Source organism: Frankia sp. AgKG'84/4 (assembly GCF_023242965.2).
In the GTDB taxonomy this organism is placed as follows: Bacteria; Actinomycetota; Actinomycetes; order Frankiales; family Frankiaceae; genus Frankia.
The window spans coordinates 1-16,865 of the sequence record NZ_JALKFU020000059.1 but is presented as its reverse complement, the minus strand read 5'-3'; the positions used below and the strand labels follow the sequence as shown (position 1 = coordinate 16,865).

The 16,865-nt window shown below is 72.3% G+C and carries 13 protein-coding genes; 6 read left to right on the top strand and 7 right to left on the bottom strand.

Features of this window, described 5'->3' with window-relative positions; translation table 11 throughout:
- From MXD58_RS06700 to MXD58_RS06680, 5 genes are all read right to left on the bottom strand, one after another.
- Window positions 1-905 (bottom strand): lysophospholipid acyltransferase family protein (locus MXD58_RS06700; RefSeq protein WP_308301920.1); only part of this gene is annotated, 905 nt, incomplete at its 3' end.
- A gap of 84 nt (window positions 906-989) precedes the next feature.
- A complete protein-coding gene (locus tag MXD58_RS06695; protein WP_248840462.1) occupies window positions 990-2,627 on the bottom strand; it encodes a lactate racemase domain-containing protein in 1,638 nt (545 codons plus the stop codon).
- A 331-nt stretch (window positions 2,628-2,958) separates the two neighbouring features.
- Entirely contained in the window at window positions 2,959-4,089 is a 1,131-nt protein-coding gene (locus MXD58_RS06690) for a zinc-binding dehydrogenase (protein ID WP_250609120.1), read from the bottom strand.
- Window positions 4,086-6,377 carry an SDR family oxidoreductase gene (locus tag MXD58_RS06685; RefSeq protein ID WP_248837014.1) on the bottom strand — a complete coding sequence of 764 codons (2,292 nt, stop codon included), beginning with the start codon at window positions 6,375-6,377 and terminating at the stop codon, window positions 4,086-4,088. Before MXD58_RS06685 ends, MXD58_RS06690 begins: the two co-directional genes overlap by 4 nt.
- Before the next feature lie 294 nt (window positions 6,378-6,671).
- Window positions 6,672-7,580, bottom strand: a complete 909-nt coding sequence (locus MXD58_RS06680; RefSeq protein ID WP_248837147.1) for a 5'-3' exonuclease — start codon at window positions 7,578-7,580, stop codon at window positions 6,672-6,674.
- A 185-nt stretch (window positions 7,581-7,765) separates the two neighbouring features.
- Here MXD58_RS06680 and MXD58_RS06675 point away from each other — a divergent pair, with 185 nt between their 5' ends.
- The 3 genes from MXD58_RS06675 to lnt all read left to right on the top strand — a co-directional run bounded on the left by MXD58_RS06675 (window position 7,766) and on the right by lnt (window position 12,708).
- Window positions 7,766-8,227, top strand: a complete 462-nt coding sequence (locus MXD58_RS06675) for an Lrp/AsnC family transcriptional regulator (protein WP_518477315.1) — start codon at window positions 7,766-7,768, stop codon at window positions 8,225-8,227.
- Window positions 8,228-8,265: 38 nt separating this feature from the next.
- On the top strand, window positions 8,266-9,819 hold the full coding sequence (locus MXD58_RS06670) for an amidohydrolase (RefSeq protein WP_248837015.1): 1,554 nt from the start codon (window positions 8,266-8,268) through the stop codon (window positions 9,817-9,819).
- Between the two features lie 267 nt (window positions 9,820-10,086).
- Window positions 10,087-12,708, top strand: a complete 2,622-nt coding sequence (gene lnt, locus MXD58_RS06665; RefSeq protein WP_250609119.1) for an apolipoprotein N-acyltransferase — start codon at window positions 10,087-10,089, stop codon at window positions 12,706-12,708.
- A gap of 90 nt (window positions 12,709-12,798) precedes the next feature.
- Here lnt and MXD58_RS06660 read toward each other — a convergent pair whose 3' ends face one another.
- Window positions 12,799-13,149, bottom strand: coding sequence for an RNA polymerase-binding protein RbpA (locus MXD58_RS06660; RefSeq protein ID WP_101833638.1), 351 nt, complete (start codon window positions 13,147-13,149; stop codon window positions 12,799-12,801).
- 96 nt (window positions 13,150-13,245) lie between these two features.
- Here MXD58_RS06660 and MXD58_RS06655 point away from each other — a divergent pair, with 96 nt between their 5' ends.
- The 3 genes from MXD58_RS06655 to MXD58_RS06645 all read left to right on the top strand — a co-directional run bounded on the left by MXD58_RS06655 (window position 13,246) and on the right by MXD58_RS06645 (window position 14,735).
- Window positions 13,246-13,683 (top strand): hypothetical protein, encoded by a 438-nt coding sequence (locus MXD58_RS06655; protein WP_248837017.1) that lies wholly within the window; start codon window positions 13,246-13,248, stop codon window positions 13,681-13,683.
- Between the two features lie 57 nt (window positions 13,684-13,740).
- A complete protein-coding gene (gene msrB, locus MXD58_RS06650; RefSeq protein WP_248837018.1) occupies window positions 13,741-14,154 on the top strand; it encodes a peptide-methionine (R)-S-oxide reductase MsrB in 414 nt (137 codons plus the stop codon).
- A gap of 89 nt (window positions 14,155-14,243) precedes the next feature.
- Entirely contained in the window at window positions 14,244-14,735 is a 492-nt protein-coding gene (locus tag MXD58_RS06645) for a DUF4262 domain-containing protein (protein ID WP_248837019.1), read from the top strand.
- Window positions 14,736-15,352: 617 nt separating this feature from the next.
- Here the strand turns inward: MXD58_RS06645 and MXD58_RS06640 are convergent.
- Window positions 15,353-16,865, bottom strand: a 1,513-nt coding sequence (locus MXD58_RS06640; protein ID WP_250609118.1) for a DNA polymerase, incomplete at its 5' end; no start/stop codon positions are given.

Genomic DNA, 16,865 nt, shown 5'->3' with positions numbered 1-16,865 from the left:
ACCTCCGCCTGACCCGCCGCGCCCGCCTGCGCACCCCCGCCGGGCCCCTGCCCGCCACCTGCCTCACGTCCCGCACCCGCCGGCAACGCGGGGGAGAGCACCACAGCGTCCGCGGCCGCCTCCCGCGTCGAATCCCACCAGCTCGACGCGTCCTCCGCACACAACCGGTCCACCTCCGCGGCCAACCGCGCGGTGAACGACCGCACATCCTCACCCTCACCCGGACGCATCGGCCGGCCAAAACGCACCGTCACCGGCGCCCGGCCCGGCACCGGCCACGACCGGCCCCGCGGCATCGCCGCGAACGCCCCCCGCACCCCCACCGGCACCACCGGCACCCCCGCATTGATCGACAGATACGCCGCGCCGAGCCGGAACCGGCCCCGCGCCCCATCCTTCGACCGCGTCCCCTCCGGGAAAATCGCCAGGTTCCACCCGTCACGCAACAGATTCATCGGCGTCGCCGACGGCGCACCACCACTACGGTCAATCGGCACCGTCGCGAACGCCAACGCACTCGACGCACCCCGCCACACACTGCCGAAGAAATAATCCGCCGCCGCCGTCACCGCCGTACGCGCCCGCACCCGCCGCGGCAACGCACACAGCAACAACGGCGCATCGAGATGACTGCTGTGATTAGACACGATGATCACCGGGGTGTCGCGGACCTCCTCGAACACCTCCGCACCCCACGCCCGCACCGTCAACGTCGAACGCAGCAGCGGACCCATCGCCCCCGCCAAAAACACCGCCCGCGTCACCCGCGCCGGAGCGGACCGCGCCCAGACCGTCGAGAACTCCCGCGACCCCACCGTCACCTCACCCGGCGCACCCCGCGCCCGACCCGCCGCGGCCCCACCCGCCCGGCCACCCGGACGCAACCCCCGCGCGAGCACCCGCACACCCACACCACGACGCGACCCACGACCCATCTCCATCACCCCTGCCTACCGATCCCGACCAGCACACCAGCTCCCACCGCGACCTCACCGCACCTGCGCGACCAGCCCCGGGGGACTGTGCACATAGGCGATCGACGGGTCACGCCCCACCGACCCCGACACGATCTCCAACGCGTCCGCCAACGTCGACGCCGCCCGGAAACCCAGCCGCGCGCACACCGCCCGATTCCCGCCGACGAACACCACCTCACCGAGATACCCCCGCGCCGGCGCCGTCTCATACCAGCGGTGGAACGGATGCACCCCATGCAACGCCAACGACGTCTGGTACAGCGACGTGTACCACGGGTCCGTCGCGTACTGCCGCTCGAACTTCGCCTCGATCGTCGCCGGCTCGCTGGACTCCGCCAGAACCTCCTCGTAGAAATCCACATACGACGGCTGATGCAACTGCGAGAACCTCGCCGCCATCGGATGGTAGACGATCATCGCACCGTTCTCCCGCACGACCGGCACCCCCCGGTAGCCGCCGAACACCCCCGCCAGCGCCCCATGCGCCGCCAGCACCGGGTCCGCCGGCCCCGACCCGTGATACGGCCCGAACGGCGCCGACCCGACGACCAGCACATCCGCCTGCCCGGGAACCTCCACCGCCTGCTGCTCCAACACCTGCGCCCACGCCGCCGCGGACACCGCCGACACCTCACCCGCCGTCACCGACGTGATCGCATAATCCGCAGCCAGTTCCCGCAACGCCCGGCGACGCACCCGCCCGGCGAGCAGATCCATCCCACGACCCACCCCGAACGCCATCGCCTGATCCGCCAGCGACCACTCCCACTCCCGGCGCGTCAGGAACGCCGACCCCGCCGGCCCCACCGCCAGGTTCACCGTCGCCGTCACCGCGAACACCGGCACCGCCGCGCCCAGCACCGCCCCCAACCGGGCCGCCGCCGACCCGCCGTCACCCGCCGCCGGCCCGTCCGCCGCCGGCCCGTCCACCAGCGACCCGTCCACCAGCGACCCGGACGACACCGACCCGGACAACCCCGCGTCCCGCATCACCGCAGCGACACCACGCACCCCCCGCAGCGACGCATACGACGACAGGCCCCCCACCAGACCCGCAGCGCCCCCCGCACCCGGCGTCTGCACAACCTCCACCGCGACCAGCAGATCCGCCTGCGCGACGACCCGAGCGACCTGCAGCGCCTCCCCGGACTCCGCCGTACCCACCTCGACCAGCCCCGCGATGTCCTCCGCGTCGTGACACACCAGCCGCTGCGGCCAGAACGAACGGAACACCCGTTCCCCGACCAGGCGCGCCACCTCCGCCGCCGACAACCGCCGGTTCAGACCCCCGGCGACCACCAACGTCACCTCATCCACCCCGGCCGCCGCCGCCAGCGACAACACCCGCTCCAGGATCCGCCCGCGCACATCACGCCCACGCATCCGCGGCGACGGCGCCGTCAGATCCTGCACGCTGATCGCCAGACGCATCCCCGGTCGCAGCAGCGCCGCCAACGGCGCGCTCTCACCCACCGGCGCGTCCAACGCGGCACCGATCGCAGCGTCAACGCTCTCAACACCACCCCGCGGCTGCGGCGGATACACCACCCGCGTACCGAGCGGGAACCGCTCCAGCAGCACCCCGTCGCCGGAATGCACCAGCAGCGGGGGAGTCCGTTCGTCGACCTCGAGCACGAACCCCGGTCTCACCGAAGCGCTTCCTTCCACGTCCGCCGCGTGAAGCCACACCCCACGCGGACCGTCTCCGACCCCGACCCCACGGCCGGACCCGTCCCACCCGCCGCCACGCGGCCTCCCACCGCCGCAACACCCGCCACGACGACACCCGCCACAACGACACCCGCCACGACACCGCCGGCCACGACATCGCCGGCCGCCATGCCACCGACCACAATGCCGCCTGCCACAATGCCGCCAGCCACAATGCCACCCGCGCCGCCACCCACGTCAATGCCACCCGCCGCCGGCGCCCCCGACACCACACCGCCCGACCTCACCACACCGGTCACAGCACAGCCCCTCACGACGACACCGCCGGATCGAACGCCACCCGCACCACACCCAGACGACCCGCATCCCACGCATGCGCCAACGCCTCCCGCCAACGACCCAGCGGATACACCGCGCCCACCAGCCCCTCCAACCGCACATCGCCCAGCAACACCCACGCCCGACGCAGCACCTCCCGCGCCTCCAACCCGCCCACACCGTCCCCCCCACCCACCCCCACCAGCTCCAACTCCCGCGCCCACACCGGCGTCACCGCCACCCGACCCGACGGCACCCCCGCCACCACCACCCGACCCCCCGGCGCCGTCACCCGCAACGCCAACGACAACCCCGCCGCGTCCCCCGCCGCCTGCACCGCCACCTCCACCCCACCCCGCAGAAACGACACACCGCCAGGCCCACCGACACGCACCGCCCGCGTCACCCGGCGCACCCCCGCCAACGCCCCCGCCGGCTCGAACACCACCGACGCGCCGAACTCACCCGCCAACCGCGCCCGCCCACCATGACGCGTCACCACCACCACCTCACCCGCCTCACTGAACGCCCGCAACGCCAACACCGTGCACAACCCCACCGCCCCCGACCCCACCACCAGCACCCGCGCACCCGCCGCCACCCGCGCACCCGCCACCGCCCGCACCGCCCGCACCGCCGCATCCACCAGCACCGCCCGCGCATCCGACACCCCCGCCGGCACCACCCGCAACGCCGCCGCCGGCACCACCATCACCCGGCTCCACCCACCCCCGGCCACCCCACCCGCCGCCGCCCGCCCCGCCACCGACGCATCCACCACCACCCGCCCACCCGCAGGAACCACCACCCCGCCACCCGCACGCACCTGCTCCTGCACCAGACCCACCACCTCCCGGCCCGGCACGAACGGCAACGGCAACCCCGCCGCCAGATACCCCGACGCCCGCCCCGTCACCAACGCCAGATCAGCACCACCGATCCCCGACAACGACGGCCGCACCCGCACCCACCCCGCCGCCGGCGGCACCGGATCCGCACCCTCCACATACCGCAACGGCACCGCCCGGCACACCGCACCCGACGCCCAACCGCCACCCGCACCCACCACCCGCGCCGCCACCGCCCGCCCCGGCGACGCATACAACTGCAGCCCCCGGCTCACCGCACACCACGACCCGCCGCCGCCTGCCAGCGACGCTCCACCCGACTACCCACCACCATCCGCGACTCACCCGCCGCCACCAACCACTCCTCGATAGGCCACCCCGACCCCCGCGCCACCTGGTGCAACGCCACATCCGGATTCACCGCCACCGGATTACCCACCGCCCCCAACAACGGCAGATCCGACTGGCTGTCCGCATACGCCCACGACACCGACAGATCCGCCCCCACCCCCCGCGCGTGATGACGCACGAACGCCGCCCGCGCATCACCCACCAGCGGAGACGACTCCAACCGGCCCGTCAACCGACCATCTCCGCCCACCTCCAGACGCGCCGCCACCACATCATCGAACAACGACGCCAACGGCCGCGTCACCACCTCCAACGCCCCCGTCAACAACACCGTCCGATGCCCCGCCGCCCGATGCTCCCGCACCCGACGAATCCCCGCCGGACGCACCCGACGCAACAACACATCCCCCGCCACCTCCGCCACCAGACGCTCCAACTCCAGCGGATCCACCCCCGCATACCGCGCGTACACCGCCCGCATCAAATGACCACGATCACGCCGATCCGCCCGCGCATACCCCGGCAACGCCGCCGCCAACGACGCCAACTCCCGCGCCCGCCCCCACACACCCTCATCCGCCAGCCGCATCCACAGATACGACTCCACCACCGACGCCGCCGCCACCGCCCCATCCAGATCGAACACCGCCAGCACCCCATCACCGGCCGCCAAATTCCCCGACAGCCGCCGCGGCGCCGCCGCCGCCCGCGGCCTCCGCAACACCGCCGTCACCGCCGGACAGTGCACCTCCTGCAGATAATGCCGCCAGTCGAAACACCGCGGATCAAACCCGAAATCGACCTTGTCCGCCTCATCCAAACCCTCATACAAAGCCCGCGTCGCATCATCAACATAGACAAGCTCAGCCTTCGTGTACGCCCGGTACACATCCGAATAACGCCGCAGGAAACCCACCCGCGTCTGCGCCCGTTCCAACTGCCCCGCCCACACCCGCGCCCGACGCGACGCCGGAACCTGCGACAACACCCGCCCCGCCGCACCCACCACCAGCTCACCGCGACGAAGACGCGCCTCCGCCGCCGGCGCCCCCGCGAACGGCCACTGCGGCACCCCGATCGCCCCCCGCCCCCGCTGCGGCAACGGATCCGCCAGAAAATACTCCCGCACATGCGAATACAACTCCTGGAACCGCAACGGATTCCGGAAACCAGAACACACCGTGTAATAGGCGGGGGAGTCCACCGGCGGCGGTGCCGCCGCCGCCGCCAACGTCGCGTTCACCACCAGATCAATCGGAATGATATCGACCACCGCGTCCGGGGACGCCGGGAAATCCGGCAGCTCACCACGCCCATAAGCAATGATCAGCGGCTCGGCCATCTTGAACCCCTCGATCCACCCGGGGAACGGCCGCGCCAACGCACTCTCGATGATCGACGGACGCACCACCGTCAACGGCAACTCCCCGTGATGCTCCTCCAACCAGCGCTCCGCCAACGCCTTCGTGAACGTGTACGCATCAGTCCACCCCAACACCTGCGCACGTTCCCCACCCGCCGACACCAGCCGGCGCGCCACCCACTCCCGGCGCAGCCGCTCCGCCTCCGCCGACACCGTCTGCGCCCCCGCCGCCGCGAACCCCCGCCCCGCCGCCCGCCGGAACCGCGCCGAGTTCTCCGGCGAACGCGACGCGTCCTCCGTCTGCTCCCGCACCCGCGCCGCGTACGCCTGCTCCACCCGCCAGTCCACCCCGTGCGCCAGCGGCCCCTCCGCGATATGCCCCGACCGCAACCCCGCCACATACGCCGTCGACACATGCACCAGATGCGGCGCCGAACCCCCCGCCCGCAACGCCCGCACCAGCTCCTGCACCCCACCCACATTGATCCGGAACGCATCGTCGATCGGCGGATCGAACGACACCTCCCCAGCGCAGTGGATCACCACGTCGATCTCCGCCGGAAGCTGCGGCAACGACGCCAGATCCCCCTCCACCACCTGCACCTGCCGCGCCAACACCGCCGCGAGCTCCGCCGCACCCAGACGCTCCCGCAACGGCCCGAACGACGGCTTACGCAACATCCGCGCCAACCGCGCCGCGCCACTGTGACTACCCCGCGGCCGCACCAACGCCACCACCTGGGTATCAGGAAAATCCGACAGCAACCGCTCCAGCAGCGCCTCACCCATGAACCCGGTCATCCCGGTCACCAGCACACGCCGACCCGCGAGCCGCTCACGCAGCCCCACCCTGACCTCCGCTGCCCTCATCTACCGGGACACCCCGACGGGCACCCGCACCGTGAACACGTCCTGCGGACGCACCGACGCACCTCCGCTGGGCAACCCTAGGCGACGATCCGCCCCCGCGAGGCCCGCGCGCCGTTCACCAGCCGATGCCCGAGTCGCGGCGCGCCCGCAAAACCTACCGTCCACCCCGCCCCCCACCCGCCAGCAGCCCCACCATCACACCCCGCAACCCCGCCACCACCAAGACCACGCGCCACCCGAAGACCAAACCAAGCACCGGGACCAGACACCACATCAGCCACCCGCGACCGACCGCAACGCCGACTCCAACCGCCCCACCGACCCCGCCACCCCCCACCGCTGCCCCAACGCCGCCAGCGCCACCGCATCCACCGGCGCCCCCACCACCGCACCGAGCGGACAGTCACGCACCACCGCCACCACCCGCGGCGCCACCTCCAAATAGCCCTCCGCCGCCACCAACCGCCGGCGCACCGCCGCCGACACCCCCTCGACCACACCCCCCGCCGGCGCCCCCCGCAGCGCCTCCAACACCGCCGACAACGACCCGAACCGCCCCAGCAACGCCGCCGCCGTCTTCGCCCCGATCCCCGCCACCCCCGGCAACCCGTCACTCGGATCACCCCGCAACACCGCGAAATCCGCGTACGCCCGCCCCGGAATGCCATACCGCGCCGTCACCGACGCCTCATCCACCACCGCGAACCGCTCCACCGCGTACCGCACCCGCACCCCCGCCGCATCATCCACCAGCTGAAACAGATCCCGATCCCCACTGAGCACATCCACCTCACCCCGATGACGCGTCGCCAACGTCGCGATCACGTCATCAGCCTCGAACCCCGCCGCCGACACCCGCGCGATCCCGAACGCATCCAACACCTCATCAATGATCGGCAACTGGACCAGCAGCTCCTCCTCGACCGCCTCCACCTCCCCACCCACCCCCGACCCCGCCACCCGATGCGCCTTGTACGACCCCAGCAACGCCACCCGAAACGCCGGACGCCAATCCGCGTCGAAACAGCACACCACCTGCGCAGGACGCACCTCACGCACCTGCCGCGCCAGCACATCGAGCAGCCCCCGCACCGCCCCCACCGGCGTCCCATCCGCCGCCCGCACCGACCGCGGCACCCCATAGAACGCCCGGAAATACAACGACGGCGTATCCACCAGCATCAGCCCGCCACCACCAGCAGCCACCGCCACACCCGCCCCCTCACCCACCACCGGACCCCACACAGCACCGGCCCCCCGAACAACCCCGGCCCCGCGCCCTCGGACACACTCCACTCGCGACCGTACCGGCTGTCCCACCGGGACCAGAAAACGGACCAGAAAACCACCACTACCACCACGTCCGCGTGCGTACGCTCCGGATCGTGCTGGAAGATCTCGACCGACGAATCGTGCAGATGCTGTGCAGAGATGGGCGTATGAGTTTCACCGACCTCGGCCGGGCCACCGGCCTGTCGGTCTCCGCCGTCCATCAGCGCGTGCGCCGCCTGGAACAACGCGGCGTCATCACCTCCTACACCGCGCTCGTCGACCCCGCCCAAGTCGGCCTGCCCCTGACCGCGTTCGTCTCGATCACCCCGATCGACCCGAGCCAACCCGACGACGCCGCCGACCGCCTCGCCCACATCGTCGAGATCGAGGCCTGCCACAGCGTCGCCGGCCAGGAGAGCTACCTGCTCAAGGTCCGCGTCGCCAGCCCCACCGACCTCGAGAACCTCCTGCAGCGCATCCGCGCCGCCGCCGACGTCTTCACCCGCACCATGGTCGTGCTCTCCACCCCCTACGAAGGCCGCCCACCCGGGCTCTGACCCACCACCCGCCACCACACCGCGCACACTCACCTGTCGTGACCACCACCCACCCCCGCCGCACCGTCCTCTACCACGGCGGCCACATCCACACCCCCACCAGCCCCACCGCCACCGCCATGCTCACCGACACCGACACCAACACCATCACCTGGATCGGCACCGACGACACCGCCACCACCCTGCACGCCGACACCGTCATCAACCTGCACGGCGCCCTGATCACCCCCGCCTTCGTCGACGCCCACCTGCACACCACCGCCACCGGCCTCGCCCTCACCGGCCTGAACCTCACCGGCGCCCCCACCCGCACCCACGCCCTCGACGCCCTCGCCCACCACCACCGCCACCACCACGGCACCACCGTGTTCGGCACCGGCTGGGACGAAACCACCTGGCCAGACCCCACACCCCCCACCGCCAGCGAACTCGACCGCGCCACCAGCGGCGCCGCCGTCTACCTCGCCCGCGTCGACGGACACACCGCCGTCATCTCCACCGCCCTCGCCATCGCCGCCCACGCCACCGACCACCCCGGCTGGCACCCCGACGGCCGCGTCACCGGCGACGCCCACCACCACGCCCGGCGCACCGCCGACAACACCCTCACACCCAGCCAGCGCCGCGACGCCTGGACCGCCACCCGCACCCGCGCCGCCACCCTCGGCATCGCCGCCCTGCACGAAATGGCCGGCCCCCAGGTCTCCTCCGCCGACGACCTCGCCGGCCTGCTCACCCACGCCGCAACCACCCCCGGCCCCCACATCACCGGCTACTGGGCCGGCGACCTACCCACCGCCATCGACCTCGACGTCGCCTGGGGAGGCGACACCTTCGTCGACGGCTCCCTGGGCTCCCACACCGCCGCCCTGCACACCCCCTACACCGACAGCCACCACCACGGCACCCTGCACCTGGACACCCACACCATCCGCGACATCGTCCTGGCCGCCACCCACGCCCGCCGCCAGACCGGCTTCCACGCCATCGGCGACGCCGCCATCACCACCGTCCTCGACGGCCTCGACGCCGCCGCGGCCACCCTCGGACGCGCCCCCATCGCCGCCGGCCGCCACCGCCTCGAACACGCCGAAATGATCCACCCCACCCACCTACCGAGAATCGCCGCCTACAACCTCGTCATCTCCACCCAGCCCGCCTTCGACGCCCACTGGGGCGGCCCCCACGGCCTGTACGCCACCCGCCTCGGACCCACCCGCGCCACCGCCACCAACCCCTACGCCGCCCTCACCCACGCCGGCATCACCCTCGCCTTCGGCTCCGACGCCCCCGTCACCCCCCTCGACCCCTGGGGCGCGGTCCACGCCGCCACCAACCACCACAACCCCGCCGCCCGCCTCACCCCCCGCGCCGCCCTGCACGCCGCCACCCGCGGCGGCTGGCGCGCCGCCCGCGCCGACGCCGACGGCCACGGCATCCTCGCCCCCCACCACCCCGCCACCTACGCCATCTGGGACCAGCACGACACCGACAGGAACCACCCCGGCGCGCTACCCAACCCGCACACACCCACCCCCACCTGCCGCCGCACCGTCCTACGCGGTGAGATCCTCCACGACACCCTGACCTGACCCACCAGAGACCCGAACACATGTTCGATAGGGTGGAGTGGGGGCGGCACACCAGCCGCCCCTGGACCCACCCCGCGGCGCCACCCCGGCGGGGCCGGCTTGGTCAGCACCCCCACCGTGACAGAAACTGGACCCGTGACCACCTCACCGGCTCGCCCCCGCCCCACGGCCCAGGCGGCCGGTGCCCCCACCAGCACACCGCCAGACCCCACCGCGAAGCCGGCCGCCACCACACCCACGCCCCCTGAAGACCAGGCCGCACCAAAGGTGCCGAACCCGGGGGAGCCGGCCCCAGCACCCACCGCGCCGACACCACCCACACCACAGCAACCAACCAGCGCGCAGACAGCGGGGGAGACCACCCACAACCGCCACCGCCACGCCACCCTGCGCCGACGCACCCCACCAGCACTCACCGCCATCACCGGCGGCCTGCTGCTCTACCTCGCCAGCCCACCCGTCGGCGCCTGGCCCCTCGCACCCCTGGCCATCACCCTGCTCACCCTCACCGTCCGCGGCCGCCGACCACGCGCCTCCTACGCACTCGGCTTCCTGTTCGCCCTCGCCTTCTTCCTCCCACTACTGCGCTTCGTCTCCTTCGTCGGCGCCGACGCCTGGATCATCCTCGCCGCCGCCGAAGCCGCCATCCTCGCGCTCATCGCCCCCGCCACCACCCTCGTCTGGCGACTACCCGCCCCCTGGCTGTGGACCGGCGCCCTCTGGACCGCCCAGGAAGCACTCCGCGACCGCGCCCCCTTCGGCGGCTTCCCCTGGGGACGCCTCGCCTTCACCCAATCCCACAGCCCCCTGACCCCCCTCGTCGCCCTCGGCGGCGCCCCCACCCTCACCGCCGCCGTCGCCATCCTCGGCGCCCTGCTCGCCCACACCGCCCTGCACACCCACCACGCCCTACGCCACCACCACAGCTGGACGCACACCCCCCGCCACCTCACCCCACCCCTACTCGGCGCGCTCGCCCTCACCCTCGCCGGACAGCTCATCCCCCTGCCCACCGCCGCCCAGAACGGCACCCGCACCATCGCCGCGATCCAAGGCAACGTCCCCGCCGACGGCGGCATCCACGCACTCGGCCGCGCCTTCCAGGTCACCGCCAACCACCTCACCCAGACCCGCCAGCTCGCCGCCGACGTCGCCGCCGGCCACCGCCCGGCCCCCGACCTCGTCCTCTGGCCCGAAAACTCCTCCGACCTCGACCCCACCCGCGACCCCACCGTCGCCGCCGCCCTACGCGACGCCGCCCGCACCGCGGGCGCACCCGTCCTCATCGGCGCCGTCCTCGACGGACCAGGACCCGGCCACGTCCGCAACGCCGGCATGATCTGGACCGCCGACGGCTTCACCGGCCAGATGTACGTCAAACGCCACCCCGTCCCCTTCGCCGAATACCTCCCCGGCCGCGCCCTGCTCACCCGCCTGATCAGCCGCTTCGCCGACGACATGCCCAGCGACTTCCAACCCGGCCACACCCCCGGCGCCCTCACCGCCGCCGACACCACCCTCGGCGACGTCATCTGCTTCGAAGTCGCCTACGACAGCCTCGTGCGCGACACCATCGACCACGGCGCACAACTACTCGTCATCCAAACGAACAACGCCTCCTTCGGCCGCAACGGCGAAAGCCAACAGCAACTCGCCATGTCCCGCCTACGCGCCGTCGAACACGCCCGCGCCACCATCCAGGTCTCCACCAGCGGCCAAAGCGCCCTCATCGCCCCCGACGGCACCCTGCTCGCCACCAGCGGCCTCTACCAACCCGCCATCCTCACCGCCACCCTGCCCCTACGCACCAGCCGCACCCTCGCCGACCGCGCCGGCGACCTCCCCGAGGCGGTGCTGCTCATCCTCGGCCTGGGCGCCATGATGGCGGGAGCGCTCCACCGCCGCCGCGAACACGCCACCCACGGCCCGGACCGCCCCCGCACCACCCCGCAGGCCGCCACCGCCCCGCGAGACGACACCCACAGTGACGCCCCCCGGGCCGGGCTGACGGACATGGCCCCCGATCAGGAAAGGAACCGCGTGGATCAGCACCGCGTCGTCGTCTGCGTCCCGACCTACAACGAACGGGACAACCTCCAGGACACCGCCCGGCGCCTACGCGCGGCGAACCCGACGGTCGACCTGCTCGTCATCGACGACGCAAGCCCCGACGGCACCGGCGACCTAGCCGACGAACTCGCCGCCGAGGACCCCCACATCCACGTCCTGCACCGACCCGGCAAATCCGGCCTCGGCACCGCCTACGTCGCCGGCTTCACCTGGGCCCTCGAACACGACTACACCGTCATCGTCGAAATGGACGCCGACGGCTCCCACCAACCCGAACAGCTACCCCGCCTGCTCGCCGCCCTCGACCACGCCGACCTCGCCATCGGCGCCCGCTGGGTCACCGGGGGAGAAGTACACAACTGGCCGCGACGACGACTCCTGCTCTCCCGCGGCGCCAACATCTACGTCCGCGCCGCCCTCGGCATGCCGCTGCGAGACGCCACCGCCGGCTACCGCGCCTACCGCGCCGACGTCCTACGCGCCCGCGACCTCACCCAAGTCGTCTCCCAGGGCTACTGCTTCCAGGTCGACCTCGCCTGGCGAGCCTGGCGCTCCGGATTCCGCGTCACCGAAGTGCCCATCACCTTCGTCGAACGCGCCCGCGGCACCTCCAAGATGAGCAACACCATCGTCGCCGAAGCCTTCTGGCGCGTCGCCCTATGGGCCGCCACCCACCGCCGCCGCCAACCCACCCCCCGCCCCACCCCCACACAACCCACCACCGAACACCACACCCCCACCCAGACCACCCGCGACAACACCCCCGCCGACAACACCGACGACGCCGACCAACCCGCCGACGTCACCACCAGCCACTGACCACCCACACACCACACCCAACCCCAGGCACGCCAAACGGTCGGGCACGCACACCGTGCCCGACCCTCAACCACCCACCGTCGGCACCGATCAGGCGCTACGCCGCCCCTCACCAGTGCCCCGCAGCACCGCCAGGCGCTCCGCCAGAACCTCCTCCAGATCGTCGGTCGTCCGACGCTCCATCAGCATGTCCCAGTGCGTCCGCGGCGGCTTCGCCTTCTTCGGCTCCGGCCGCTCACCATCAACGATCACCGAAGCCCCACCGCAGACCCGGCACTCCCACACCGACGGCACTTCCGCCTCAGCCGCGAAAGGCATCGTGAACTGATGGCCATTGGGACAGTCGTAGGAAGCCGACTGCCGCGGGGCAAGCTCGGTACTGCGGTCAGTCTCGTAGGACACGGCACCGAGACGGCTTCCCCGCAGGATGCGCTCGCCCATATAACTCCTCCGAGCGTCGAGTCGTATGCAACTACCCGTCCACAACGTTCTGGCCAGCCCAGACGTTCCCACCGCGGAAGGACCCGTAACACAATCATGAACGCAGCGCGCCAGCACCCCACCACGAAACACCCCACCCGCCCCCTCCACACCCTCCACACCGTCACCCTCGGTATCGCCCGCTGCGCCGTCGGCGCCCTCATCCTCACCCACGCCACCGCCACCCTGCGCCTCACCGGCACCGACCAGAACACCGCCACCCGCCTCGCCTGGACCGCCCGCCTCGCCGCCATCCGCGACCTCGCCCTCGGCGCCGGCCTGCTCACCGCACTCGCCACCCACCACGACACCCACACCTGGCTCACCGCCGGAATGCTCGCCGACGCCGGCGACGTTTCCGTCTTCGCCACCGCCACCGCCCGCGGCCACCTCCCACCCGCCCTCGGCACCGCCATGACCATCGCCGCCCTCGGCGGCGCCGCCGCCGCCGCACCCCTCACCCTGCGCCACACCACACCAGACACGGGGGAGTAGCACCCCACCACGCCACCCGACCACACCGCAACGAACCACCAGAAAGGACCACCACACATGACCCCCACCGACCCCACCAACAACAAGATCACCAAAACCGATGAGGAATGGCGCGCCGAACTCGGCCCCGAGCGCTACGCCATCCTCCGCCAAGCCGCCACCGAACGCGCCTTCAGCGGCACCTACACCTACAGCAAAGAAGCCGGCACCTACCGCTGCGGCGCCTGCGACGCCGCCCTGTTCACCTCCGACACCAAATACGACTCCGGCTCCGGCTGGCCCAGCTTCACCGAACCCACCAACACCGCCGCCGTCGAACTCGTCGACGACCACTCCCACGGCATGACCCGCACCGAAGTCCGCTGCGCCCGCTGCGGCAGCCACCTCGGCCACGTCTTCCCCGACGGCCCCGGCCCCACCGGCGAGCGCTACTGCATGAACAGCCTCGCCCTCACCCTCGAAACCCCCTGACACCCACCGCCACCAGCACCAACCCAAAACTGTCGGACCCGGCGCCTAACCTCCCCCGCATCCCACCACCGACCCGGGGGAGCCACACCATGAACACCGAACTCCAGTTCGACCAGCAGCACGCCGCCTGGATCCGCGCCACCATCCGCCGCCACGGCTGGGCCATCCAGGCCGTCCTCGCCGACCCCACCACCAGCGACCCCGACTACGCCTACACCATCGGCCTCACCACCCTGCACCACCCCGAACTCCTCATCGCCGGCCTACCACCCAACACCGCCGCCCACCACCTCAACCTCCTCGCCACCCGCATCCACGCCGGCGACCCGCCACCCCCCGGCGCCACCCTCACCGACCTCACCCCACCCCGACGCCACCACCTGCTCACCCTCGACACCGCCGCCTCCGACGACCTGCTCCACCACGCCAACACCCTGCACCAACACCCCGACGGCCCACCCGTACCCGCCTACCAGCTCATCTGGAGCGACCCCGCCGGCCACCTACCCTGGGAACCCGGCTGCACCGGCCCCGCCGCCGACCAACCCCTCGCCGCCCCACCCCCACACCACGGCCCCTGAACACAGCACCCGGCGAAGCCCGCGGCGCCCCCACCGGGCGCCGCCCACCACAATCACAAACGAAGCATCACCGAACACCACCCACAGCTACACCTCCACCCGAACCCGAACACCGCCACGAACCCCACTGAAACCAGAAACTCTCCGACCAACCAAACGCGGCCAACCAGCAACCCCAAACCCCACCACACCCCCACCCACCACACGCGCCGATAATGTTCATTATGTCAAGTACACGCGGAGGGGTGATCATCGAAGCTGGGGTTCGGACTGATCGTTCGGCCGCCGGTCGATGCTCACCGGACAGCGCGCGCGAACGAATCGCGAAGATTCGTTCGGCGCCCCACTCCAGGTGCCGTGGTTGATCTTTTACCTGAGCGGAAGCCGAGCTCCTAACGACGTCAACGGCAGTGACTATCTTCACCTCGGCGCGCTGCCACGACCGCTACCAGCCACCCGGTGGCCGGCCGCTCGACTCCCCCAACCGCCAGGATGATCATGGCTGGCCCGAGGGGCAGTTGCTTGGCTCGGGGTTGGCTTAGTGGTGATCAAATAGGTGTGCGATGCCGTCAACAGCGTTGATTATCTTAAGGGGGATGGGTTCAGTCGTGGGCTGCTCAGTCGTGGGCTTCGGACCAGCGGCGCAGGATCGCCACGTCGGCGAGGATCCGGACGTTGCTGCCGGCGCTCCAGTAGGCCGCGGTGGCGGTGAGGGTACGGTGCAGCAGGTCTGCGGCGCGCTCGGCGTTCGCCTCGGGGACGTGGAGAAGAAGCTCGTCGTGCAGGCACAGCACGATCTCGCCGTCGAGGGCGGGCAGCTCCGCGCGCACCGTGGCGGCCCATGACTTGAACAGCTCGGCGGCAGGGCCCTGCACGACGGCGTTGCGGGCGAAGCGCCCGCGGGCCATCAGGGTGGCGTCGCTTTCCGGTTCGACGTCGTCCTCGGAGCGCGGGTCAGGCAGCCCGCGGGGTGGTCGGGGTGGCGTGCGGGCGGCCGCGGGCCCGGCCGGTGGCGTCGGGCTGAGTGGGAGCAGTCGGCCGCCGAAGGTGCGTAGGTTCCCGCCGGCGCGCCCGGTGGCCTCGGCGTCGTCGAGGAACGCCAGCGCCGTGGGGTAGGCGCGGCGCATCCGGCGCAGGGCCTCGCCGGCCGCGCCGGAGCTCTGGCCGTACATGGCGGCGAGCACGGCGACCTTCGCGTCGGGGCGGGCCAGGCGCAGCTGGGCGGCGACGGGGGCGTACATGTCGTCGGCCGCGGTGGCATGGGCGAGGGCGGGGTCGCCGGAGACGACGGCGAGGACCCGGGGTTCGATCTGCCCCAGGTCGGCGCGGACGAAGACCCGGCCGGGTTCGGCGGCGACCGCCCGGCGCAGGTCGGCGGGCAGGTTGTGCAGGCCCGCCTGGGCCGTCATCCGCCCGGCGCCGCCGTCGCTGGCCTGCCAGGTGCCGCGCAGCCGGCCATCGGCGCCGACGTGGGTGTCCAGCCACCGGTATCCGTAGGTGGTGGCGATCCGTTCGGCTCGCCGCCAGCTCAGCAGCGCCCCGACGACGGGGTGGGCGGCGCGCAGCGGTTCCAGGCGCCCGGAGCGGGTGTCGGGCACGTCGATGCCGACGGCGCGCAGCCCGGCGCGCACGGCGGCGGGTTGACGCAGGTCGACGGGTTCGGGCAGGTGGGCGAGGACGTCGGCGTCGCGGCGATGGCGGGCGGCGAGCTCGTCGGCGCCGGTGAGCGGCGGTGGGCCGATGAGCTCTCGCAGGAGTTCCTCGGCGTCGGCCCGGGCCAGGGGTAACCCGTCACGTTCAAGTTCGAGGGAGAGCAGTTCCGCGGCGGACTCCGCCCAGCCGGTGAGGACCGCCAGCGGGGTGCGGCCCGGACTGGGGCGGGGGTCGGGCAGGCGCCGCAGCGCGTCGCGCTGATGGTCGTGGGCGCGCAGGGCGAGGGCCGCCACCTCGCCGGCGCGGCGCAACGTCTCCGCGGCCGTGCTGGCCCGACCGGGCCAGCCGGTGTCAAGCTGGCCGTCGCCGCGCAGCGGCCCGCCGACCCCCGCTGTTCCGTCCGGCCCCATCCCGTAAGACCCGGCCCCCTCGGATCCACCGCTACCGGGACCGGTCGACTCGCCGGCGGTGTTCCAC

Excerpts from the sequence above, each read along its gene's own strand:
- MXD58_RS06680 (WP_248837147.1), bottom strand. The coding sequence starts at position 7,580 with ATGCTGGTGGATACGCCGTCGTTGTATTTCCGGGCGTTCTATGGGGTG.
- MXD58_RS06660 (WP_101833638.1), bottom strand. The coding sequence starts at position 13,149 with ATGGGCGAGCGCATCCTGCGGGGAAGCCGTCTCGGTGCCGTGTCCTAC.
- MXD58_RS06655 (WP_248837017.1), top strand. The coding sequence starts at position 13,246 with ATGAACGCAGCGCGCCAGCACCCCACCACGAAACACCCCACCCGCCCC.
- msrB (WP_248837018.1), top strand. The coding sequence starts at position 13,741 with ATGACCCCCACCGACCCCACCAACAACAAGATCACCAAAACCGATGAG.
- MXD58_RS06645 (WP_248837019.1), top strand. The coding sequence starts at position 14,244 with ATGAACACCGAACTCCAGTTCGACCAGCAGCACGCCGCCTGGATCCGC.